This window comes from Aminobacter sp. MET-1, from assembly GCF_026521175.1.
In the GTDB taxonomy this organism is placed as follows: Bacteria; Pseudomonadota; Alphaproteobacteria; order Rhizobiales; family Rhizobiaceae; genus Aminobacter.
Genome location: NZ_JAMSHL010000001.1, coordinates 463,943 through 487,157 on the forward strand (window position 1 = coordinate 463,943; position 23,215 = coordinate 487,157).

Genomic DNA, 23,215 nt, shown 5'->3' on the forward strand with positions numbered 1-23,215 from the left:
ATCGATCCGGTCATGGCAACCCTAATGTTGAGGATCGCAGTGGGCGACGCAAGTCGGCGCGGCCCATCTGCCGTTACACCCGCGACCAAGGCGCGGCACAAAAACTAGATATCAGTCGCGTTCGCCCGCAGGATCAAGCTGCGGATGGCGGCGGCGATGGGTGGCGGCGGCGCGCGCTGCTTGCTCGTAGATGCCTGTCACAAGTTCCAACGTGTGCGCTGCGTCCGCCAGCTTGGCAGCCAGGTCGGGCACGCGGGTCACCGCATCGATGAGCAGGACCGAGCGGATGTCAGCATAGCGTTCTGTGACGCGATGGCCGAGCGGGGTTACCTCATAAGTGACGCCGGTCCGACCGCTGCCGGTGCGCTTGACGAAGCCGCCCTTGATCAGCTTGCGCAGGCTGTACTGGATGTTGGGAATGTCCTCGCGATTGGTCATATGGGCGAGGTCGTGGATTGTCTTGGGCCGGTCGTTCATCCTGATGACGTGCAGCAAGGCATTCTCCGCGCCGGTCGCCGAGAATTCGATCACGGTGGCAAGGCATTCCGCCTGCCAGCGGCCGAACGCCTCGTAGGAACGCATCAGCGCATATTCCACTTCGGTGACGTCGATTTCGAGCGGCGTCCGGGCAAGGTGCCAGCCGCGGTCGAGCAGCTCGGAGCCCGGCGCCGGTTTGTTTTCCTTGCTCATCCATCCCCTCCCGAACGCTCGGACCATGCCTCGGCGCGGCGCATTGCGTCCACATGAATTTATGATAGACTTTCTATCATAAAGTTCATTTTATGGGGAGGAGACCCAAATATGAGCATGCTCAGTGCCACTGCAGCTGCAGTGCAACCCTTCTTTCTCGGCACCTTCGCGTCTAATTGTTCCAGCGGCATGACCGTCACCCGGATCCCGGATCGCTGGGACAATTCCTGGGGCAACAATCTGCGCCTCGCAAAACTTCTCGACGATGCCGGCATCGACTTCATGCTGCCGATCGCCCGCTGGATCGGTTATGGCGGGAGGACCAACTTCCACGGCAATGTGCTGGAGACGATGACCTGGGCGACCGGTCTTCTTGCCCATACGCGCAACATCACCGTCTTTGCCACCATCCACACCGTCGCCAATCATCCTGTGGTCGTTGCCAAGCAACTGGCAACGATCGACCAGATCAGCGGCGGACGTGTCGGCCTCAACATCGTCGCGGGCTGGAATAAGCCTGAATACGAGGCGCTTGGCCTAAATCTACCCGACGATCATCTCACCCGATATGGCTATGCCCAGGAATGGTTCGACGTGGTCAGGGCATTGTGGAGCCGCACCGAGGCCTTCGATTGGGACGGCACCTATTTCAAGCTCAAGCAGGTCCTTGGCGATCCCAGGCCTTCGACGCGCCTGCCGATCCTCAACGCCGCCGGTTCCGATCATGGCCGCAAGTTCGCGATCCAGAATGCCGATTTCCTCTTCACCCCGGCGATCGATCTTGCCCGCTCGAAAGACGAGATCGCCGCGCTGAAGGCGCAGTCCAAGGAGGCCGGCCGCGCCGTCGATGTGCTGACCTTCTCGCATGTCGTCTGCCGCCCGACCGAAAAGGAAGCGCTGGACTTCCTCAACTATTCGGCCCGCGAAAATGCCGATTGGGACGCCGTCGACAATCTGGTAAAGCTCCAGTTTGCGCACGCCCAGTCCTTCCCGCACGATCTGCTTGCGCTCATTCGCGATCGCATGGCCGCCGGTCATGGCGGTTTCCCACTCGTCGGCACGCCCGAGCAGGTGGCGGACGGCATCACCGAGCTTCATGAAACAGGCTTCCGCGGAACCACCCTGTCGTTTGTCGATTACGCCGAGGAGTTCCCCTATTTCCGCGATAACGTCCTGCCGATCCTCGAGGCTCGGGGCGTGCGTATCGCGCCTGCGGCGCAGCGTTCGGCTGCCTGAACGGAGACGAGATCATGACGACACCCGTCTCCGTACCCCCCGTTCCCGTGGGGGCTGCCGATTTCCGCGCCGCCATGCGTCTCATCGTCGGCAATGTCAGCGTCATCACGGCCGGTACTGGCGATGACCGATCCGGACTGGTGGTGATTTCCGTCGTTTCGCTGTCGGCCGAACCGCCCAAGGTCATCGCCTGTGTCAACCGGTCGTCGTCGACCTGGTCAGTCATCGAGCGTCATGGCCATTTCGCCGTCAATTCGCTCGGGCCGCAGCACCAGAAAGTCGCCGAGCGCTTCTCCGGCTTCGGCGGCATCAAGGGCAATGAACGTTACGAAGGTGCTGACTGGCTCACGCTGAAGACCGGAGCCTCGGTGCTGTCGGATGCGGTCGCCGCTTTCGACTGCAGCCTCGACGAGATGATCGATCGCGGCACGCATTCGATCATCATCGGCTCCGTCGAGGCGGTCAGGACGCAGGATGCCGGTCAGGCGCTGCTCTACTGGCGCGGCGGCTACCGGCCGCTTGACGCCTGATATCGGACTGACGGGAAAGGCGGCCTCAGGCCGCCTTTTCTGCCAGCACCATGTAGTTGACGTCCATGTCGCGCGATTTCTGCCAGCGGTCGGCCAGCGGATTGTAGATCACGCCGGTGCGGTCGATGGTCGAAAGGCCGGCGCCGACAAGTGCCTTGTCCAGCTCCTCGGGGCGGACCAGCTTGCCATACTGGTGGGTGCCGCGCGGCAGCCAGCGCAACACATATTCGGCGCCGACAATGGCAAGTCCCAGCGCCTTGAAGGTACGGTTGATGGTGGCGACGAACATGATGCCGCCGGGCTTCACCATCTCGCCACACTTCTTCACGAACAGCTCGACGTCGGCGACGTGCTCGACCACCTCCATGTTGAGGATGACGTCGAATTTTTCGCCCGCATCCGCAAGGTCTTCGGCTGTCGTGGCGCGGTAGTCCACCTTCACGCCAGATTCAGCCGCGTGCAGCTTCGCCACCTCGATATTGGTCACCGAGGCGTCGGCGCCGACCACGTCCGCGCCGAGGCGCGACATCGGCTCGCACAAAAGGCCGCCGCCGCAGCCGATATCGAGAATGCGCAGGCCCTCGAAGGGGCGTGCCGCATGAGTGTCGCGGCCGAAGCGCTGGGCGACCTGGTCGCGGACATAGCCCAGGCGCACGGGATTGAACTTGTGCAGCGGGCGGAACTTGCCGTTCGGGTTCCACCATTCGGCTGAGAGCGCCGAGAACCGCTCGACTTCTCCGGCATCGATTGTCGATGGGCGGGGATCTGGCATTGCTGTGGTCTCCTTCGAGCGCAAGGAAGTCGGGTCTTGGGCCCGGATTGTCAAGGCAAGTTTTCGGCGCGGCCCGTTCTCGGAGCCTTGCTGAAACCGCCGGCAGATGGTCTGCCGGCGGCCCGTCGATCCGGATTTTCCGCTGGGTTCGCTCTTCAGGCCGTGACGGCGACAGCCGCGTGCGACATGTCGATGCTGGCGGGGTCTATCTCCTGCATCGCCGCGCAGTCGCCGATTTCGCCCAGCAATCGGTCGGCGGCGGCAATCGCCTGCGCACGGCTTTGCCAGCGCACAAGGTCTATCCGGCTGCCGTCGCCATTGACGGCAAGCTGGCGGCCAACAAAACCGGGCTGCCGCTTCAGCCACTCGCTGACCTCCGCGTTCGCTGCGGCAAAGCCAGCCTCCTTGCCAACTTCAGTCTGAATCCGACGATTTCCAGTGCTTCGCTCATGTCCATACTCCTGATTGAGACGGGCAGGCGCTGTTCATCGCATGATTGCGCAGCAAAACCTGTCAGGAGAGTTTGCACGTCGGCAAAGCAGGCGCGGTGATTTGTCTGGCAAGGCGTCCTTGCGGAAACCGCATGTTTTGGATATTGAGGCCGCGCATTCTGCACCGCACCATCTTGCGGTGTTTTCATTCATTTTCCGGCCTTTCCGGGGTCGGCGCATAGGCAAGGGCATTTCGCTTCCATGGCGCGCATCGTGATGAAGTTCGGCGGGACGTCCGTCGCCGACCTTGACCGCATCCACAACGTGGCGCGGCACGTCAAACGCGAGGTCGATGCCGGCCATGAGGTCGCCGTCGTGGTTTCGGCCATGTCGGGCAAGACCAACGAGCTCGTCGGCTGGGTGCAGGGCATGCCCAAGGCAACCGGCGCCAACAGCCCGTTCTTCGACGCGCGCGAATACGATGCCATCGTCGCCTCGGGCGAACAGGTGACATCGGGCCTGCTGGCGATCGCCCTGCAGTCGATCGGCGTCAACGCCCGCTCCTGGCAGGGCTGGCAGATCCCGATCAAGACCGACGGCGCGCATGGCGCGGCTCGTATCCTCGACATCGATGGCTCGTTCCTGATCAAGCGCTTCCAGGAAGGCCAGGTCGCCGTCATCGCCGGCTTCCAGGGTATCGCGCCCGACAACCGCATCGCCACGCTCGGCCGCGGCGGCTCCGACACCAGTGCTGTGGCGATTGCCGCTGCCGTGAAGGCTGACCGCTGCGACATCTACACCGATGTCGACGGCGTCTACACTACCGATCCGCGCATCGAGCCCAAGGCGCGCCGGCTGTCCAAGATTTCCTTCGAGGAAATGCTTGAGATGGCCTCGCTTGGTGCCAAGGTATTGCAGGTGCGTTCGGTCGAACTCGCCATGGTGCACAAGGTCCGCACCTTCGTGCGCTCTTCCTTCGAGGATCCGGATGCGCCCGGCATGGGCGATTTCCTCAACCCGCCTGGTACTCTCATTTGTGACGAGGATGAAATCGTGGAACAGCAGGTCGTCACCGGAATCGCCTACGCCAAGGACGAAGCCCAGGTTTCGCTGCGCCGGGTCGCCGACCGGCCGGGCGTGGCAGGCGGCATCTTCGGACCACTGGCTGAGGCCAACATCAACGTCGACATGATCGTCCAGAACATCTCCGAGGACGGCAAGTTCACCGACATGACCTTTACGGTGCCGTCGGGCGACGTCACTAAGGCGCTGGCCGTGCTCGAGAAGATCCGCCCCGACATCGGCTATGACGCTGTCCAGCACGACGAGGGCATGTCCAAGGTGTCGGTTATCGGCGTCGGCATGCGCAGCCATGCGGGCGTTGCGGCAACTGCTTTCCAGGCGCTCGCCTCCAAGGGCATCAACATCCGCGCCATCACGACCTCCGAGATCAAGATTTCGATATTGATCGACGGCCCGTACACCGAACTTGCTGTTCGGACTTTGCATTCCGTCTACGGTCTCGATAAGCAGTAGTACAAGGAATCGAGCGTCACCGCGTTGCCGGCGTGCAGCATGTGCCGCGCCGGTTCCAAAGCATTGGAGACGGTGAATGATGCGTGACATGGCCGCAGGGCCTCGCGTGCTTCTGAAACGGCTCCGCGAGTTGATGGCGGAGCCCCTCGAGCCACAGGAACGGCTCGACAGGATCGTGCGCGATATTGCCGCCAACATGGTGGCCGAAGTCTGCTCGCTCTACGTGCTTCGCGCCGACTCCGTCCTCGAACTCTATGCCACCGTCGGTCTGAACCCCAATGCGGTTCACCTGGCCCAGCTGCGTCTCGGACAGGGTCTGGTCGGTACCATCGCTGCGAGCGCGCGTGCGCTCAACCTGTCCAACGCGCAGGAACACCCTGCTTTCGCTTACCTGCCGGAAACGGGTGAGGAGATTTATCACTCCTTCCTCGGCGTGCCGGTGCTCAGAGCAGGGCGCACGCTTGGCGTTCTGGTCGTGCAAAACAAGACCATGCGCCACTATCGCGACGACGAGGTCGAGGCGCTCGAAACCACCGCGATGGTCATTGCCGAGATGATCGCGTCCGGCGACATCGCCCGGCTCAGCCGACCCGGCCTCGAACTCGATCTGACGCGCCCAGCGTCGTTCACCGGCAGTTCCTTCAACGAAGGTGTCGGCCTCGGCCATGTCGTGCTGCACGAGCCGCGCATCGTCGTCACCAATCTGTTCAACGAGGACAGCGACGAGGAACTGCGCCGGCTCGAGGATTCGCTCGGTTCGCTCCGGCTCTCCATTGACGACATGCTGTCGCGCCGCGACGTCGCCTTCGAGGGCGAGCATCGCGAGGTTCTCGAAGCCTACCGGATGTTTGCCAACGATCGCGGCTGGGTGCGCCGCCTTGAAGAGGCGATCCGCAACGGCCTGACGGCGGAAGCAGCGGTCGAGAAGGTGCAGAGCGATATGCGCGCGCGCATGCTGCACATGACCGACCCCTATCTGCGCGAGCGGATGAGCGATTTCGACGATCTCGCCAACCGTCTGCTGCGCCAGCTCATGGGCCGCGGCCCCGAGACCATCGCCGCCTCGCTTCCCAAGGATGCCATCATCGTCGCCCGCTCGATGGGGGCTGCCGAACTGCTCGACTATCCGCGTGACCGCCTGCGCGGCCTTATCCTTGAGGAAGGCGCGCCTACCAGCCACGTGGTCATCGTGGCGCGCGCCATGGGCATTCCCGTCGCCGGCCAGATGAAGGGTGCCGTTTCCATGTCGGAAAACGGCGATCCGATCATCGTCGACGGCGATGAGGGGACGATCCATCTCAGACCTCAGCCCGACCTCGAAGCTGCCTATGCCGAGAAGGTGCGTTTCCGTGCCCGCAGGCAGGAGCTCTACCGCGAGCTGCGCAAGAAGCCGTCGCAGACCAGGGACGGCATCAAGGTCGACCTGTTGATGAATGCCGGCCTCGCCGTCGACCTGCCGCAGCTTGCCGAAGCGGGTGCCGCCGGCATCGGCCTGTTCCGCACCGAGCTGCAGTTCATGGTGGCGTCGACCTTCCCGCGCGCCGAAGCGCAGGAGAAGCTCTATCGCGACGTGCTCGACACGGCCAAGGGCCGTCCCGTCACCTTCCGCACCATCGATATCGGCGGCGACAAGGTGCTGCCCTATTTCAAGGGCTCGGCGCAGGAAGAAGAGAACCCCGCGCTCGGCTGGCGCGCCATCCGCCTGACGCTCGACCGTCCCGGCCTGCTGCGCACCCAGGTCCGCGCGCTGCTCAAGGCTGCCGGCGGGCGTGAGCTCAAGGTCATGCTGCCGATGGTCACCGAACTCTCGGAGATCGCCCAGGCGCGCGAAATCATCGACCGCGAGGTGCGCCACCTGTCGCGCTTCGCCCACCATCTGCCGACCAGCCTGAAGCTCGGCGCCATGATCGAGGTGCCGGCGCTGCTGTGGCAGCTCGACGAGCTGATGCAGACGGTCGACTTCGTCTCGGTCGGCTCCAATGATCTGTTCCAGTTCGTCATGGCTGCCGACCGCGGCAACACCCAGCTCGCCGACCGCTTCGACCCACTGTCGGTGCCGTTCATGCGGGTGCTCAAGCAGATTGCGGACGCAGGCGTGCGCAACCACACGCCCGTCACGCTGTGCGGCGAACTCGCCGGCAAGCCGATTTCGGCCATGGCCCTGCTCGGCCTCGGGTTCCGCTCCATTTCCATGTCGCCGGCCTCCATCGGCCCGGTCAAGGCGATGCTCACCGAACTCCCGCTTGGGGAACTCAAGTCGTTCCTCGACGATAATCTTTCCGGACCTGCGGCCAACCTGCCGATGCGCGCGTTGCTCCAGGCCTTTGCGGACGACCGTTCCATACCCCTATGATCAGCCTGCCTCGCGACCGAATGGACCAAGTCGTCAAGCGCTTCGACATGCTCGAAGCCCAGATGGCTGTCGGCCCCGACCCTGACGCCTATGTGAAGATGGCGTCCGAATATTCCGACCTCCAGGACCTCGTCGGCAAGATCCGCGCCCTGCGCGGCGCCGAGCAGGAGCTGGCCGACCTCGACGTCATGCTCAATGACAAGAGCACTGACGCCGAGATGCGGGCGCTTGCCGAAACGGACAAGCCCGAGGTCGAGGAACGAATCGAGCAACTGCAGCACGACATCCAGATCCTGCTGCTGCCCAAGGACGCTGCCGACGACAAGAACGCCATCCTCGAAATCCGCGCCGGCACCGGCGGCGACGAGGCGGCCCTTTTTGCCGGCGACCTCTACCGCATGTACGAACGCTACGCCGCCTCGCGCGGCTGGCGCTTCGAGGTGGTCTCGGCCAGCGACGGCGATGCCGGCGGCTTCAAGGAAATCATCGCCGGCGTCTCCGGCAAGGGCGTGTTCGCGCATCTGAAATTTGAATCGGGCGTGCACCGCGTCCAGCGCGTGCCGGCAACCGAGGGCAGCGGTCGCATCCACACGTCAGCCGCAACCGTCGCCGTGTTGCCGGAGGCCGAGGAAGTCGACATCGAAATCCGTGCCGAAGATATCCGCATCGACACCATGCGCGCCTCGGGTTCGGGCGGGCAGCACGTCAACACCACAGACTCTGCCGTGCGCATCACCCACCTGCCCACCGGCATCATGGTGGTGCAGGCCGAGAAGTCGCAGCACCAGAACCGGGCGCGGGCCATGCAGATCCTGCGCGCCCGCCTCTACGACATGGAGCGCAGCCGCGCCGACGAGGAGCGTTCGTCGTCGCGCAAGTCGCAGGTCGGCTCGGGCGATCGTTCCGAGCGCATCCGCACCTACAATTTCCCGCAAGGGCGGCTGACCGACCACCGCATCAACCTGACGCTCTACAAGCTCGACCGCGTCATGATGGGCGAACTCGACGAGGTCGTCGATGCGCTGATATCCGACCACCAGTCGAAGCTCCTGGCCGACATGGGCTCGGATGCCTGAGGCGGCACGGCCGCTCGGTGAGTTGCTGCGCCATGCGCGGGCGCGGCTTGCGGGTGCTGGCATAACGGACGCCGCATTCGACGCCCGGCTGATCGTCGAGCATTTCTCCGGCACCACGCGCACGGACGCGATTTCCACGCCCGACCGGATCGTCACGCAGTTGGCCGAGATCGAGGCCGCGCTCGACCGTCGTATATCGGGCGAACCGGTGCACCGCATCCTTGGTTTCCGCGAGTTCTATGGCATGCGGCTAGGTCTCTCGGCCGAGACGCTCGAACCGCGCCCCGACACAGAAACGCTGGTCGACGCCGTCCTGCCTTTTGTGCGCGAGACGGCTGCGCGCGTGGGCACCTGCCGCATCCTCGACCTCGGCACCGGCACCGGCGCAATCGCGCTTTCCTTCCTGGTACAGGAGCCGCTTGCGGTGGCAACCGGCGTCGATGTCTCCGACGACGCGCTGGCAACCGCTGCGGCCAATGCCGCCGACCTTGGGGTTTCGAACCGTTTTTCGGCAAAAAAATCCGACTGGTTCGCGGAAATTACTGGCCGCTACCATTTAATCGTCTCAAATCCACCCTATATTGCCTCATCAGAGATCGAGGATTTGCAGGACGAGGTTCGCAACTTTGATCCGCGGCGCGCGCTGGACGGCGGCCCGGACGGTCTCGGAGCATACAGAGCCATAGCATCGGACGCCGCGCCCCACCTCGAACAAGGTGGGCTCGTCGGTCTGGAAATAGGACATGACCAGCGGCGCGACGTGACCGAGCTATTCGAGCAAGCCGGCTACAGGTTGATCACCCAGCATAAGGATCTGGGTGGAAACGACCGTGCGCTCGTGTTCGGAAAGTGACTTGCGGACGGGATGTCCGGGCCTTTTCGGCAGCGCAAAAAACCGCTTGGCAAGGAAAGTGAATGCCGCTAGGTTCCGGCAACCGGATGAGACGAAGCAGGCAGTACTGTAAACGTTCGGTTTCCCTAGGAAACTTGCTGCCTTCTTGCGTAGACGACGCTCTAGCTTCGTGCGGGGATCGTTCGGCAGACATGTAACCGACAAAGGACGGCATGTGGCGCCAGCGCAATTATTGCGGGCGAACACCAGCGGAAGAACACGGATCGACCTGCTCGTGAGGGGCAGCGGTCCTGAGCAAGATTTCAACACGAAGAGAATCTGATGAGGCCACAACAGCAGAACAGGCGCATGCGCGGTCGGAATAACAACAATAATAATAACAATAACAACAATAATAATAATAACAACAACCGCAAGGGTCCCAACCCGCTGACGCGCAACTACGAGAGCAATGGTCCGGATGTGAAGATCCGGGGCTCCGCGCAGCAGATCGCCGAAAAATATGCCACGCTTGCCCGCGACGCACAAAGCTCAGGCGACCGCGTTATGGCCGAGAACTATCTGCAGCATGCAGAGCACTATAACCGCATCATTGCCGCCGCCCTGGCGCAGATGCCCATCCAGCACCAGCAACAGGCCCGCGACGATCTCGACGCCGATATGGACGACGAGCGCGACGAGGATTCGGTCGGCAACGCCGAAACGCAGCCGGTTCACCAGCACGCGCAGCCGCAGCCGGTCGTCAATGGCACCGGCCCGCAGCCAGAGATCGAAGGCACGCCGGCCGAAGTCGCGCTGAACCCGGAAGCCGCAGGCGAAGGCCAGCCGCGCGAGGGTCGCCGCGAGCGCGGTCGTGGCCGTCACGAAGGTCGTCGCGAGCGCCGTCCTGCCGAACAGCAGGCCGAAGCGCCTCAGGCCGAGGCTCCGCAGGTCGAGGCCGCTGTCGTCGAGCAGCCGCAGGCGGTCGCAGTCGAGGCGGCACCTGCTGCCGAAGCCGCCGAGGGCGAAGTCGCTGCGGCACCGCGCCGTGGCCGTCGTCCGCGTCGTGGCGAGCGCGCCGCGACCGAGGCGCAGGGCGAAGGCGAAACGCCGGCAGCCGAGCCTGCGGTCGTCGAGGGCTGATCGCCTTCCACGAACAGGGCTTTGAAGCCATTTCAAACGGCGGGATAAAATCTCGCCGTTTTTGTTTTTTGACTTCGGTGACGCGCATCGGCCCGAAAATCGGAATTGATTTTCGGAAAGCACGATGCGCAGACTCAGGAAATGCCGGAGCGTCCTTTGCGCGTCAAAAAATGACGCGCGGCGCTCCAGGCTCCTTGAGGGATATCGTCCTACTACCCATATCACGCCCAACAGGGTCCGGCCCAAACGGGCGGACTCGTCACCTTGGACCAGACCGGTGCCGCAAAGCGGGCCGGCGACGGAGTGGAGACAGATATGAATCTTGAGAAGTATTCCGAACGCGTACGCGGCTTCATCCAGTCCGCGCAGACTTACGCCCTTTCCAACAATCACCAGCAGTTCACGCCCGAGCACATCCTCAAGGTGCTGATCGACGACGACGAGGGGCTTGCCTCTTCGCTGATCGAGCGCGCCGGCGGCAATGCCCGCGATGTCAGGCTCGCTGTCGAGGCGGCGCTCAAGGCCATGCCCAAGGTCGAGGGCGCCAACGGCCAGCTTTACCTGGCGCAGCCGCTCGCCAAGGTCTTGTCGACCGCCGAGGAACTGGCCAAGAAGGCCGGCGACAGTTTCGTCACGGTCGAGCGCCTTTTGACGGCGCTTGCCGTCGAGAAGTCGGCCAAGACCTCCGAAATCCTGGCCAAGGCCGGTGTCACCGCGCAGGGCCTCAACAAGGCCATCAACGAAATCCGCAAGGGCCGCACCGCAGATTCGGCGAGTGCGGAGCAGGGCTACGACGCATTGAAGAAATACGCACGCGACCTCACGGCTGATGCCCGTGCCGGCAAGCTCGATCCGGTCATCGGCCGCGACGACGAAATCCGCCGCACCATCCAGGTGCTGTCGCGGCGCACCAAGAACAATCCGGTGCTGATCGGCGAGCCCGGCGTCGGCAAGACGGCCATCGCCGAAGGCCTTGCACTGCGCATCGTCAATGGCGACGTGCCCGAGAGCCTCAAGGACAAGCAACTGATGGCGCTCGACATGGGCGCGCTGATTGCGGGTGCCAAGTATCGCGGCGAGTTCGAGGAGCGGCTGAAGGCCGTTCTGTCCGAGGTTACCGCGGCTGCCGGCGGCATCATCCTGTTCATCGATGAAATGCACACGCTCGTCGGCGCCGGCAAGGCCGATGGCGCGATGGATGCCTCCAACCTGCTCAAGCCGGCGCTCGCCCGCGGTGAGCTTCATTGCGTCGGCGCCACCACGCTCGACGAGTACCGCAAACATGTCGAAAAGGATGCGGCCCTTGCCCGCCGCTTCCAGCCGGTCTTCGTTTCCGAGCCGACCGTCGAGGACACCATCTCGATCCTGCGCGGCCTGAAGGAGAAGTACGAGCAGCACCACAAGGTGCGCATTTCGGACTCCGCACTGGTGGCGGCTGCGACGCTGTCGAATCGCTACATCACCGACCGCTTCCTGCCCGACAAGGCCATCGACCTGGTCGACGAGGCCGGCTCGCGGCTGCGCATGCAGATCGATTCCAAGCCCGAAGCCCTCGACGAGATCGACCGCCGCATCATGCAGCTCAAGATCGAGCGCGAGGCGCTGAAGCTGGAAACCGACGACGCCTCGCGCGACCGTCTCGAAAGGCTCGAGAAGGAGCTGGCCGGGCTCGAGGAAGAGTCGACCCGGGTGACCAGCCAGTGGATGGCCGAGAAGGAAAAGCTCGGCCTTGCCGCCGACCTCAAGGGCCAGCTCGAAGAAGCCCGCAACGAACTCGCCATCGCCCAGCGCAAGGGCGAGTTCCAGAAGGCGGGCGAGCTCGCCTATGGCCGCATCCCCGAACTCGAAAAGAAGCTCGTCGAGGCCGAGGCCCAGGAAAGCCGGGGCTCGATGGTCGAGGAAACCGTCACGCCTGATCACGTCGCCCATGTCGTCGAGCGCTGGACCGGCATTCCGGTCGACAAGATGCTCGAAGGCCAGCGCGAGAAGCTGTTGCGCATGGAAGACGAACTCGGTGTCCGCGTCGTCGGCCAGGGCGAGGCCGTGCAGGCCGTGTCCAAGGCCGTCAGGCGCGCCCGCGCCGGTCTGCAGGATCCGAACCGGCCGATCGGCTCGTTCATGTTTCTGGGCCCGACCGGCGTTGGCAAGACCGAGCTCACCAAGGCGCTCGCCGACTACCTGTTCGACGACGAGCATGCGCTGGTCCGCATCGACATGTCCGAGTTCATGGAGAAGCACTCCGTGGCCCGGCTGATCGGCGCGCCTCCCGGCTATGTCGGCTACGAGGAAGGCGGCACACTGACCGAAGCCGTGCGGCGCCGGCCCTATCAGGTCGTGCTGTTCGACGAGGTCGAGAAGGCTCATCCGGACGTCTTCAACGTGCTCCTGCAGGTGCTGGACGATGGCCGCCTGACCGATGGTCAGGGCCGCACCGTCGACTTCCGCAACACGCTGATCATCATGACGTCCAACCTCGGCGCCGAATATCTGGTGGCGCTGGGCGAGAACGAGGATGTCGACCAGGTCCGCGACGACGTCATGGGCGCGGTCAAGGCGGCGTTCCGGCCGGAGTTCCTGAACCGCATCGATGAGATCGTCCTGTTCCACCGGCTGCGCCAGCAGGACATGGGCAAGATCGTGGCGATCCAGCTCAAGCGACTCGAAAAGCTGCTCGCCGACCGCAAGATTACGCTCGACCTCGCGCCCGACGCGATCGAGTGGCTGGCGCATAAGGGCTACGACCCCGCCTATGGCGCCCGTCCGCTCAAGCGCGTCATGCAGAAGGAACTGCAGGATCCGCTGGCCGAGCGCATCCTCGGCGGCGAGATCCTCGACGGCTCGACCGTCAAGATCACCGCAGGCTCGGATCGGCTCAACTTCCGGTCCAAGCAGGGCGTGGTGAGCGAGGAAGCGGCGGCGTAATCGCAACTGCTGTCCGTTGCATGGACAAAAGTGCCCCGTCATCGACGGGGCATTCTTTTTACCGATCTCTACCAGGACTTTTCTGGTTGGCGTTGTTCAAGCCTGACGGACGATGACGCCGATGGCATTGACGAGAAGACGCGCCGCGGTGGCGGCCGTCAGGCCGTCGATGTCGGCGGGCGGATAAAATTCGACCAGGTCGAAACCTACGATCCTCGCCCGCTTGCCGACGCCGGCGATCAGGTCGATCGTTTGCGTGTAGGTGAGGCCACCGGGTGTACGCGCCGCGACTCCCGGCATGATGCTTGGATCGAGGCCGTCGCAGTCGAGCGTGATGACGACCTGCGCGCCCTCGGGGATATGCCGGAGGGCAGCCTCGACGCCTTCGGCATGAACCTCGCGAGCGGTGACCAAGTGGCTGCCGTAGTGCTGTGCTGCCTCGATCTCGGCGAGGCGCGCGCTGCCGACGCTGCGGATCCCGACCTGCACGATGCCGGCGACATGCGCCATCTCGCTCGCCCGCCGCATCGGGTTCGAATAGCCGTAGCGTTCGCCAAGCACCTCGTCGCGCCAGTCGATATGGGCATCGATCTGCAGGACCCATATCGGGCCGTGACCGGCGAAGCCGGCGATAAAGGGAATGGGTACCGAATCGTCGCCGCCGAGCAGGATCGGCACGGCCAACAGCGCCAGCACCTCGCGCGTCTTCTCCTCGATACGGGCCCGGTTGTCTGTATTGGCATGCATCGTGGTGGAGATGTCGCCGGCGTCGATGCAGCAGACCGGCTTGCCGTCGAACAAGGGGCCGCCGAGATCGAAATCCCAATGGCCTACCAGCGGGGCGTCGTCCTGGCTCGCGGCGCGGATGGCGTCGGCAGCGAGGGCGTAGCCGCTGCTGTCCTTGCCAGGATAGGTGGTGCCGTGGCCGGCACCGAAGATCACAACACGCGGGTTACGGCCATCTGCAAGGCGATCAGGAAGGCCAAGAAAGCGGGGCGAGGCGGTCATGTGTCGAGGCCTTGTCAGGTTTAGAGGGGCGCGGGTCCATGTGCGTGGAGCGGGGAAATCCTACGCAGAGCCTGCCGGCTTGCAAGGCCGTCTGTCCCGAAGTCTTCGGAACTATTTGGCAGGGCCCACGCGGGTGCAGGCGCTCAATGCGCCGGTTGGGATTTCCTGTCATGTGGAGTACAGGTTCAGTGATTTGCGACGGAACGTTCCCCATGACGCTCGACGAATACAACGGCTTTTGCGCCTCGCTGCCGCATACGACCCATGTCGTGCAGTGGGGCGGGGCGCATGTCTGGAAGGTCGGCGGCAAGGTCTTTGCCATTGGCGGCTGGAACGAAGGGGCGGGGCTCTCCGTCACCTTCAAGGTTTCCGATATGGCCTTCGACATCCTCAAGGAGCAACCCGGGTTGAGGCCCGCGCCCTATCTCGCTTCGCGCGGCATGAAGTGGATTCAGCGCATTTCGGGCGAGACCATGGACGCCGGAGGCTTGCGCGACTACATCCGCGAAAGCCACAGGCTGATCGCAGCCAAGCTCACCAGGGCCGTGCGCAAAGACCTGGGCCTGCCCGCATAGGCTGCGGCCATTTTCATGCCCTGTTCATGTTGGAAGGGTTAGCAGTTGGTTGATTTCGCCGGGCGTAATGTGCCCGGATCGCCATGGGGGCGATCGACCCGATATCGGAGAAGACTGGCGACCATGCTGCGCAGGATCATCGTGCTTTCGGCTTTGGCCACCGGCCTGTCCGTATTGCAGGCGGCGGCTGCGGTCGGGCCTGGCGACAGCCAGGCCGGACAGCGCCCTGTTCAGCCGGACAAGCTGATCCGCCTCGCGCAGGACAGCGACGTGGAGATCTTTTACGATGGCCGTGGCAACCGCGTGCTGGTCGATCCCTACACCGGCAAGGTCATCGCCGTTCAGCCGCCGGGAACCAGTTCCAACCGCCAGGCGCTTCGCCGTGAACTGCGCCGCCAGGAGCTGCGCCGCGAGTACCGCCAGGGTGATGTCCTGCTCGGCCCGGCCGACAATGGCGACTATTATTCCGACGACTATCCTGCCCAGCCGTCCGACCCCTATGACGACGGTTATGGCAACGATCCCAATGCGTTCCCCAGCGCGCCCGGCCAGCGCTCGGTGACGCGTGAACCCATACCAGGCCCGGACGACCAGGTCGCCGTCGGTGAGACCACGCCGACCATCGTCGAAAAGCCGTTGGAGCCATCGATCGCGGTCAAAGGCCGTGAGGATGTCGCTGGCCTGCAGATTCTGCTCGACCGCGCCGGCGCCTCGCCCGGTGTCATCGATGGCCGTTTCGGCTCCAATGTCGACAAGGCGCTGGCCGCCTATCACGAGATCACCGGCACCAGCCTGAAGTCGACCGACGCCGAAGGCATCAAGAAGGCGCTGGCCGAGACGGGTGGCGATGCGTTCGCCAACTACGTCATCACATCAGAGGACGCCGCCGGCCCCTACATCGCCTCGGTTCCGACCGATTACAGCGAAAAGGCGCAGCTCGAGCGCATGTCCTTCACCTCGGTCACCGAGATGCTGGCCGAGCGTTTCCACATGGATGAGGCCTATCTCAAGGCGCTCAATCCTGAAGCCAATTTCAACCGTCCCGGCACCATCGTCAGGGTCGCCAATTTCGGCAAGCAGATCACCACGCCCGTGGCCCGCATCATCGCCGACAAGGGGCTGAAGCAGGTCCGCGCTTATGACGAGGCCGGCAAGCTGGTCGTCGCCTATCCGGCGACCATCGGTTCGACCGACACGCCGTCGCCGACCGGCATCCATGCGGTGTCGCGGATCGCGCTCGACCCCAACTACACCTACAATCCAAATCTCAACTTCAAGCAGGGCAACAACGACAAGATCCTGACCATTCCGCCGGGGCCGAACGGTCCTGTTGGTTCGGTGTGGATCGCGCTCGACAAGCCCACCTATGGCATCCACGGCACGCCCGATCCGTCCAAGATCGGCAAGACCGAGAGCCATGGCTGTGTACGCCTGACCAATTGGGATGCGCGCGAACTGGCCAAGCTGGTCAAACCCGGCGTGCCGGTCGAGTTCATCGAGTAAAACAGGCCTGCGACCGTGGATTGTCGTCCACGGGCGCAACTTCATTGCCCGCTGCTGCGGGCATTCACGCCGGTTTTTTCGGCAGCGCCATCACAAACACCAGGCTGACCGCCACGCCTGCCGCGGCGAGCCAGAAGGCCACCTGGATGCCGTCGGTCACGGCCAGCTTCAGCGTATCGCCGGACACGTCGCCGACATGGCTGTTGGCAACCGCGATGAGCGCTGCCATGCCGATGGCGTTGCCGACATTGAGCGTCGTCGAAGCCATGCCCGAAGCGACGCCCTGTTCGTCGTGGTGGACGCCGGAGGCGGCCGCGATCCACATCGCCGTCCAGACGATGCCCTGTCCGATGCCGGAGACAACAAGGCCCGGTGCAATCGAGAGATAGCTGCTGTCGGCGGTGGTGCCGAGCGCCATAAATGCAGTGCCGACAGCGCCGATGATCATGCCGGTGACCAGCGTCGAGCGGGTCGAGAAACGTGTAGCCAGCCGCTCGCCGACCTGCGTGCCGGTAGCGATGGCTATCGAGGGGACGAGGAAGGCGAGGCCGGTCTGCAGCGCGGTGAAGCCATACACCGTCTGCAACAGCACGGTAAGGAAGTAGGGCAGCGCCCCGAAGGTGGCCATGAACATGAAGGTGATCGTCATGCTGCTGACCAGGCTGCGGTTGCGGAACAGGCGCAGCGGCATCAGCGGATCGGCGCTGCGGGCTTCGATCACGCCAAAGGCGATCAGGAAGATGGCCGCCAGGGCCGTGCTCGCGACAATCGGCGTCGAGCTCCAGCCATATTCGGGTCCCTGCACCAGCGCGAAAACCAGAAGCGTCGCACCCGCGGTCACCGTCAGCGCGCCCGGCAGGTCGAAGCTGCGTTTTGCCTGCGGCTTGGGATCACGCGGAATGACGGCGAAGGCGGCGATGATGGCGAGCCCGGCCAAGAGCACGTTGACGTAGAACACCGATGGCCAGCCGAAGGCACTGGTCAGAAAACCACCGGCCAGCGAGCCGAGCGTCAGGCCGCTGGCGCCGGCGCCGCCCCAGACGGCGAGCGCCCGGTTACGTTCCTGCCCCTCGGCAAACAGCCGATTGATCAGCGACAGCGTTGCCGGAAACAGGAAGGCGCCGCCGATGCCCTGTACCGCGCGTGCCGCGATGATGACTTCCGGTGACCAGGCAAGACCGCCGACAACCGACGACAGCGCATAGAGCCAGAGCGCGAAGATGAAGACGCGGCGCTGGCCGATCAGGTCCGCCGCGCGGCCGCCGAACAACAGGAAACCGCCGGTGAAGACGGTGTAGGCGCTGACCACCCACTGCAATGTCTGGCCGGAAAAGCCGAGGCTCGTGCCGATCTCCGGCAGCGCCACGAAAACGATGTTGAGGTCGAGGGCGATGATCAACTGCGCGAAGGCCAGCAACGCCAGCGTGGCGCCGCGCTTTGTGCCGGTGCCTCCTGCCATCGTTGCCGCTCCGAGCGGCGGCGCCTCCTGGTCGATTGAACTCATGCTGTTCTCCATAATGTTGATTCTTTGTTGATCAGCAAAGAATTGAGATTTGCAATCCGGAGTCAAGCGTATTATTTGTTGACCGATAAAGAATGGAGGCTGCGATGGCGGGAAGGCCGCGGGAGTTCGATCGCGACAAGGCGCTGGCAAATGCGCGCGACGCCTTTTGGGCACGCGGTTATGAAGGCACGTCGATGGCCGATCTGGTCGCAGCCCTCGGCATCGCTTCGGCGCGAATCTACGCCGCCTTCGGCTCCAAGCGGGATCTGTTTCGGGAGGCGGTCGGCCTCTATCAGGCCGGCGACGGCGGCGTCGCCACGCGAGCCCTGGGCGAGGCGCAGACGGCCCGGCAGGCGATCGAAAAGATGCTGTTCGAAGCCATAGAAAACTGCACCAGGCCGGGGCGACCACAGGGCTGCATGATTGTTTCCGCTGCCACCAATTGCACCGCCGAAAATGACGAAGTGCTGGACTGGCTGGCCGAGCGCCGCATGGAGCAGACCGAGCGCATCATCGCGCGGCTGGAGCAGGGCGTCGCCGAGGGGGAACTGAAACCGGACACCGACACGCAGATGCTGGGCGACTATTTCGCCACCATCATGCGCGGCCTCTCGGTGCAGGCGCGCGACGGCGTGGCGAGCGCGCGGCTGCTGGGGTTCGTCCCCGTGGCGATGCAGGCGGTCGAAGCTGCACTTGCCAGCCAGCCGGCTGCGACCGGCAAAGCGTGATGATCCGGCCGGCATCCAGGGAAATCGCCGAGGCACTGGGCCAGCCCGAACTCCTTTCCGCAACCGTCATCGACGGCGGGCAGAACAACAGCATCCTCGACACGGGCAAGCTCATCGTACGGATACCCCGGCATGACGAGGCGCGGTCCGACCTTGTCCGCGAAGCGGCCGTCCTGGCCGTTCTGGCGCAAAGGCTGCCTTTGCCGGTGCCCGCGCCGGAACTGCGAGATGTCGGTCCGCTTGTCGTGGCCGTCCACCGCAAGCTGCCGGGCGAGCCGCTGCTGTCGCTCGATGGAATGGATGACGCGCAAAGCCGGGAACTGGCCCGTGACCTTGCGCTGTTCCTGCGCGCCCTTCATGCGCTGCCGGGCGAAATCCTGCCGGTGCCCGCGCCTGATGACCCCATGGCCGAATGGCGCGATCTCCTAGGGCAGGTCGAGGCGAGGGTTTTCCCGTTGGTGCCGCACGATGTTGGCGCATCAATCGCAGCGCAATTCGGCCGGTTTTTCGCCAACGGCCCTTATCCACGCACCGTCATCCATGGCGATTTCGGCACAGGCAACATCCTGGTGCATGACGACAGGGCATCCGGGGTCATCGACTTCTCGGGATGCGGCATCGGCGATCCGGCCTATGATCTTGCCAGCCTGTCCGCCGGTCTTGGCGACGGCTTTCTCGACCTGATGCGTGACTATCCCGGCATCGCCGGCATGGCGGGGCGCATCCAGTTCTATCGCAGTACCTTCCCGCTGCTCGACGTGCTGTTCGGGCTGGCGCATGGCGATGCGCATGCGCTCGAAGCCGGTTTGCAGGCATTGCGGCACCAGCCGCGCCGCTGACGGCGGCCTTCAAAGGTTGCGATGGCCTGCCATACGGGGCATGTGTGCGCCCGATAAGCACATTGCCACGAGTGAGTTCCAGAGATGCCCCATCAAGAAGCCCGCAAACACTGGTCGATCGTCGAGTACCTGGCCGAAACGGTCAAGAACCCGAACATTCATATCCGCGGCCGCAACAGCTATTACAGCAATGCCTGGACCGGCTCATTCGAGGACAGCGTTGTCCGTTATCTCTATGGCGACGAGTACAGCTTGGCTGCGTGGGAATCCCAGTGGCCGGTCGATCAGCTCCATATCGGCGACTATGTCTGCATCGGCGCCGAAGCCGTGATCCTGATGGGCGGCAACCACACCCACCGGACCGACTGGTTCAGCCTCTACCCCTTCGTCGAAACCATCGCCGAGGCCTATGTCGGCAAGGGCGACACCGTCATTGGCGACGGCGCCTGGATCGGCATGCGCGCCATGATCATGCCCGGCCTGACCATCGGCGAAGGCGCTGTCATCGCGTCGGGCGCCATCGTCACCAAGGATGTAGCGCCCTACACCATCGTCGCCGGCAACCCGGCGAAGCCGGTCCGGCAGCGCTTTCCCTCGGCGACCGTCGAAGCCGTGCTCGCGCTTGAGATCTACCAGTGGGACAAGGCCAAGTTCGACGCGCTCAAACCGCAATTGTGCGGCGACGATTTCGATGCGCTGGCCACTGCCGCACGGCAATACGACGCCCGCTGAGCAGTCATCTTCAGGTCTATGAAGCTCGCCCTCCGGTTCTGTCGGAGGGCGTTTTCATTGGCTGCGGCCGGCAGTGCGACCGGCCTTTTTCGCATTTGCCCGCATTTCCGCTGAGACAACTGGTTCGCCTGGAAAGCAAACTTTAACCATATTTGTCCATCCTTTGGAGGTCACTCGGTCAAGTTGGGGACAATCCGGAAGTCGTGAAGCTTTGGTCGCCTGTCGACCCGAGGCCCTTTGCTGGCTTGCTGGTTTGGTATGCGTTTTGAGTAAAATCGTTCCTGCACGTAAATTGCGCCGCCTGTTGCGTCCATTGCTGATCACCTCCCTGGGCACCGCTTTTGCGGGCGCTGCGGTATGGTCGGTGGCAGGCATGGTGGCACTGGGCAGCACCACGGCCTTCGTGCCCGGCCAGCTCGCGCCCAAGCCTCATCCGCAGACGCTGAAGCAGGCCGCAGTGCACGCGCCGGTCGCCTATGTCAGCACCGACAAGAGCGCCCGCCCGGTCATCTCCAGGCTGGCTCCCGTCGTTTCCGCCAGCATTACCGGCAGCATCGGGAAATCCGCACGCCACGCCCAGGTCGCTGCCGTGGTCGCCAAGCCGACGCGTTTCGACACCGTCGTCAAGCAGGCTGCGCTCACGCCCGAAAAGCTCGCGAGCCTGTTCCAGCAAACCGATCCCGCCAGATCGCAGGACGTGGCCGCCGCCGGTCCGGCGCAGCCAGCCCAGCACCAGACCTTGCTCGCCTATGCCGATCCGACGCCCGGTGGCGCAAGCGATGCGGCGGGTACCGCGCTGTCGACGCTTCTGGTTGGCCCGCATGGCGAAGACCTGACCGCCCCGGCCCCTGAGGTCGAGGTCAATTCCGCCGCGATCGTTCCCGTTCCCGATTTCGAAGACACGCCGTCGGCAGCGCCGCTGCCGCAGCTGCGGCCAAGCGTCGAGCAGGCCGAAGCGAAGCCGGAGGCCCCTGTGGAAGCCAAGTCGGAGCCCGCCAAGGTAGAAGAGGTCGTGCCGGCCAAGCCACAGGTCGTCGCCTATGCCCGACCGGATACGCCTGCCGAAAAGAAGAGCAGCGGCACCATCGGCCAGACCCTACGCAACCTGTTCGGCGGCAACAGCGGCGGCACTGTTCGCGCCGGTGGCGGCGTCGCCGTCTACGACATCTCTGCGGCCAAGGTCTACATGCCCGACGGCAGTGTGCTCGAGGCGCATTCGGGCATCGGCAACATGGCCGACAACCCCCGCTACGTGAACGTCAAGATGAACGGCCCGACCCCGCCGCACACCTATAATCTCAAGATGCGCGAAAGCCGTTTTCACGGCGTCGAGGCCATCCGCATGCTGCCGGTCGACGGCAAGAACAAATATGGCCGCGACGGCTTCCTCACCCACAGCTACCTGCTGCGCGGCGGCCGCGAGGAGTCGCATGGCTGTGTCGCCTTCGCCGACTACCCGCGCTTCCTCGCCGCCTTCAAGGCCGGCAAGGTCAAGCAGATGGTGGTCGTGCCGAGCGGCGGGCGCGAAACCTTCCGCCTGGCATCCAACGGCAAGACGATCTGATCTCGCCGCCGGTTCGCGGGCGGTGACTGTACTCCGACCCTAGCCAGCCGCCGCCCCTTGCCGCTATGAGGCAGGGGCAAATGCATTCCGGCCGGGGATTTCAAGTGAACACCGCCTTCCGATCGATCCTGCTCGCATCCTGCCTCGCCACCGTCCCTGCGCATGCCCAATGGAAGCCGGTCGAGAAGATCGAGGCCTATGCGGTCTCCGGCACGTCGGGGCCTGAGCTCTATGCATCGATCGGCGAGCGCGGGCCCCAGGCCTCCACCGGCACACGCGCCATTGCCCATACCGACTTCAAGCTCACCTGGCAGCGCAAATACGAGCCGCAGCCCGACGGCGCCTGCACGCTGGTGTCGGCCAAGCCCAAGCTCATCATCACCTACAGGCTGCCCAAGCCGGCGGGCAAGCTGCCGCCCCACATCAAGCAGAACTGGGATGTCTTCGCCGCGGGCGTCGAAAAGCACGAGCGCGTTCATGGCGACCACATCGTCGACATGGTCAAGGCCATCGAGGCGCTCAGCGTCGGCTTTTCGGCGCCGGCTGATCCGAAATGCCAGAAGGTGCGTACCGAACTGACCAAGCGGCTCGCCGAACTGTCGCTGGCCCAGCGCCAGAAAAGCCGCGACTTCGACCGCGTCGAACTGAGCGACGGTGGCAACGTCCACCAGCTGATCCTCAACCTTGTCAACGGCGGCTGACGCCTCGCACTCCAGCAGCGGTTCGCCATGCACAGCTTCGACGGCCAGGAGCCGTCTTTGCGCGTGGCATCAGCGGCCTTCCTGCACTAACATTCCCTTGCGTCGCGCCCATTGCGCGCAACAACGTGTCGGATGCTGCGGAGGAATATGATGGAAGAAGCCGATCGGTGGCGCCACATGGCCAGTGCGCCGAGGGACGGCAGCCGCATCCTGGTGACGGTGAGGCCGGTGGAGCAGGGGCCGGCCGAAGTCGACGTGGCCTACTGGGCCCGCGCCGACCAGTTCGGCATCGAAGGCTGGCGCGCCGGCGATTCCTATCCCGGCTGCATCATCGGCTACGCCGAGCCGGAGTTGAAAAGCTGGATGCCGCTGCCACAGGCCAATCTCGGCAAGAAGCCCTCAGGCCCCGAATTGCCGGTGCCGTGGGAAGGCGACGAGATCGAGCTCGACGGCTCGGGCATCTGATCCCTCGTTCGTTCCGTTCGCTTGGCTTCCCCTGCGTCAGGTTGTAGCCTGAGCACCGGCGATCGGAATGGAGGG

21 protein-coding genes are annotated in these 23,215 nt (G+C 64.1%); 17 read left to right on the forward strand and 4 right to left on the reverse strand.

Annotated elements, in window-relative coordinates:
* Nucleotides 1-111 precede the first annotated feature (111 nt).
* Nucleotides 112-690, reverse strand: a complete 579-nt coding sequence (locus NDO48_RS02370) for a winged helix DNA-binding protein (RefSeq protein WP_267320782.1) — start codon at nt 688-690, stop codon at nt 112-114.
* 111 nt (nt 691-801) lie between these two features.
* Here NDO48_RS02370 and NDO48_RS02375 point away from each other — a divergent pair, with 111 nt between their 5' ends.
* Entirely contained in the window at nt 802-1,926 is a 1,125-nt protein-coding gene (locus tag NDO48_RS02375; protein ID WP_267320783.1) for an LLM class flavin-dependent oxidoreductase, read from the forward strand.
* A 14-nt stretch (nt 1,927-1,940) separates the two neighbouring features.
* Entirely contained in the window at nt 1,941-2,456 is a 516-nt protein-coding gene (locus NDO48_RS02380) for a flavin reductase family protein (protein ID WP_267320784.1), read from the forward strand.
* 25 nt (nt 2,457-2,481) lie between these two features.
* Here NDO48_RS02380 and ubiG read toward each other — a convergent pair whose 3' ends face one another.
* A complete protein-coding gene (gene ubiG, locus NDO48_RS02385) occupies nt 2,482-3,228 on the reverse strand; it encodes a bifunctional 2-polyprenyl-6-hydroxyphenol methylase/3-demethylubiquinol 3-O-methyltransferase UbiG (RefSeq protein ID WP_267320785.1) in 747 nt (248 codons plus the stop codon).
* Between the two features lie 179 nt (nt 3,229-3,407).
* Between ubiG and NDO48_RS02390 the strand changes: the two genes are divergently transcribed.
* From NDO48_RS02390 to clpB, 7 genes are all read left to right on the forward strand, one after another.
* Nucleotides 3,408-3,779: a hypothetical protein gene (locus tag NDO48_RS02390; protein WP_267320786.1), complete on the forward strand. Its 372-nt coding sequence runs from the start codon at nt 3,408-3,410 to the stop codon at nt 3,777-3,779.
* Nucleotides 3,780-3,920: 141 nt separating this feature from the next.
* On the forward strand, nt 3,921-5,195 hold the full coding sequence (locus NDO48_RS02395; RefSeq protein ID WP_018429535.1) for an aspartate kinase: 1,275 nt from the start codon (nt 3,921-3,923) through the stop codon (nt 5,193-5,195).
* A 79-nt stretch (nt 5,196-5,274) separates the two neighbouring features.
* Nucleotides 5,275-7,548 (forward strand): phosphoenolpyruvate--protein phosphotransferase, encoded by a 2,274-nt coding sequence (gene ptsP, locus NDO48_RS02400; RefSeq protein WP_026227525.1) that lies wholly within the window; start codon nt 5,275-5,277, stop codon nt 7,546-7,548.
* Entirely contained in the window at nt 7,545-8,624 is a 1,080-nt protein-coding gene (gene prfA / locus NDO48_RS02405; RefSeq protein WP_267320787.1) for a peptide chain release factor 1, read from the forward strand. Before ptsP ends, prfA begins: the two co-directional genes overlap by 4 nt.
* Nucleotides 8,617-9,477 carry a peptide chain release factor N(5)-glutamine methyltransferase gene (gene prmC / locus NDO48_RS02410; RefSeq protein WP_267320788.1) on the forward strand — a complete coding sequence of 287 codons (861 nt, stop codon included), beginning with the start codon at nt 8,617-8,619 and terminating at the stop codon, nt 9,475-9,477. Before prfA ends, prmC begins: the two co-directional genes overlap by 8 nt.
* A 321-nt stretch (nt 9,478-9,798) precedes the next feature.
* Nucleotides 9,799-10,599: a DUF4167 domain-containing protein gene (locus tag NDO48_RS02415; protein WP_267320789.1), complete on the forward strand. Its 801-nt coding sequence runs from the start codon at nt 9,799-9,801 to the stop codon at nt 10,597-10,599.
* Nucleotides 10,600-10,914: 315 nt separating this feature from the next.
* On the forward strand, nt 10,915-13,521 hold the full coding sequence (gene clpB / locus NDO48_RS02420; protein ID WP_267320790.1) for an ATP-dependent chaperone ClpB: 2,607 nt from the start codon (nt 10,915-10,917) through the stop codon (nt 13,519-13,521).
* Nucleotides 13,522-13,617: 96 nt separating this feature from the next.
* On the opposite strand, the gene NDO48_RS02425 is transcribed toward clpB, so the two are convergent.
* Entirely contained in the window at nt 13,618-14,529 is a 912-nt protein-coding gene (locus tag NDO48_RS02425) for an agmatinase (protein WP_267320791.1), read from the reverse strand.
* Nucleotides 14,530-14,741: 212 nt separating this feature from the next.
* On the opposite strand from NDO48_RS02425, the gene NDO48_RS02430 reads away from it, so the two are divergent.
* Complete coding sequence (locus NDO48_RS02430) at nt 14,742-15,104, forward strand: MmcQ/YjbR family DNA-binding protein (protein ID WP_267320792.1); 363 nt, start codon at nt 14,742-14,744, stop codon at nt 15,102-15,104.
* Between the two features lie 123 nt (nt 15,105-15,227).
* The gene (locus tag NDO48_RS02435) at nt 15,228-16,607 is read left to right on the forward strand and encodes a L,D-transpeptidase family protein (RefSeq protein WP_267320793.1); all 1,380 of its coding nucleotides are present in this window, start codon (nt 15,228-15,230) and stop codon (nt 16,605-16,607) included.
* 64 nt (nt 16,608-16,671) lie between these two features.
* Here NDO48_RS02435 and NDO48_RS02440 read toward each other — a convergent pair whose 3' ends face one another.
* Nucleotides 16,672-18,111: an MFS transporter gene (locus tag NDO48_RS02440; protein WP_267320794.1), complete on the reverse strand. Its 1,440-nt coding sequence runs from the start codon at nt 18,109-18,111 to the stop codon at nt 16,672-16,674.
* Nucleotides 18,112-18,215: 104 nt separating this feature from the next.
* Here NDO48_RS02440 and NDO48_RS02445 point away from each other — a divergent pair, with 104 nt between their 5' ends.
* The 6 genes from NDO48_RS02445 to NDO48_RS02470 all read left to right on the forward strand — a co-directional run bounded on the left by NDO48_RS02445 (nt 18,216) and on the right by NDO48_RS02470 (nt 23,140).
* A complete protein-coding gene (locus NDO48_RS02445; RefSeq protein ID WP_026227521.1) occupies nt 18,216-18,839 on the forward strand; it encodes a TetR/AcrR family transcriptional regulator in 624 nt (207 codons plus the stop codon).
* The gene (locus NDO48_RS02450; RefSeq protein ID WP_267320795.1) at nt 18,839-19,678 is read left to right on the forward strand and encodes an aminoglycoside phosphotransferase family protein; all 840 of its coding nucleotides are present in this window, start codon (nt 18,839-18,841) and stop codon (nt 19,676-19,678) included. Before NDO48_RS02445 ends, NDO48_RS02450 begins: the two co-directional genes overlap by 1 nt.
* A gap of 84 nt (nt 19,679-19,762) precedes the next feature.
* Nucleotides 19,763-20,410: a CatB-related O-acetyltransferase gene (locus NDO48_RS02455; protein ID WP_267320796.1), complete on the forward strand. Its 648-nt coding sequence runs from the start codon at nt 19,763-19,765 to the stop codon at nt 20,408-20,410.
* Nucleotides 20,411-20,723: 313 nt separating this feature from the next.
* Nucleotides 20,724-21,974, forward strand: coding sequence for a DUF2778 domain-containing protein (locus tag NDO48_RS02460; protein WP_018429522.1), 1,251 nt, complete (start codon nt 20,724-20,726; stop codon nt 21,972-21,974).
* 80 nt (nt 21,975-22,054) lie between these two features.
* A complete protein-coding gene (locus tag NDO48_RS02465) occupies nt 22,055-22,675 on the forward strand; it encodes a DUF922 domain-containing Zn-dependent protease (protein WP_051091917.1) in 621 nt (206 codons plus the stop codon).
* 150 nt (nt 22,676-22,825) lie between these two features.
* Nucleotides 22,826-23,140, forward strand: coding sequence for a hypothetical protein (locus tag NDO48_RS02470; RefSeq protein WP_026227520.1), 315 nt, complete (start codon nt 22,826-22,828; stop codon nt 23,138-23,140).
* Nucleotides 23,141-23,215: the final 75 nt, after the last annotated feature.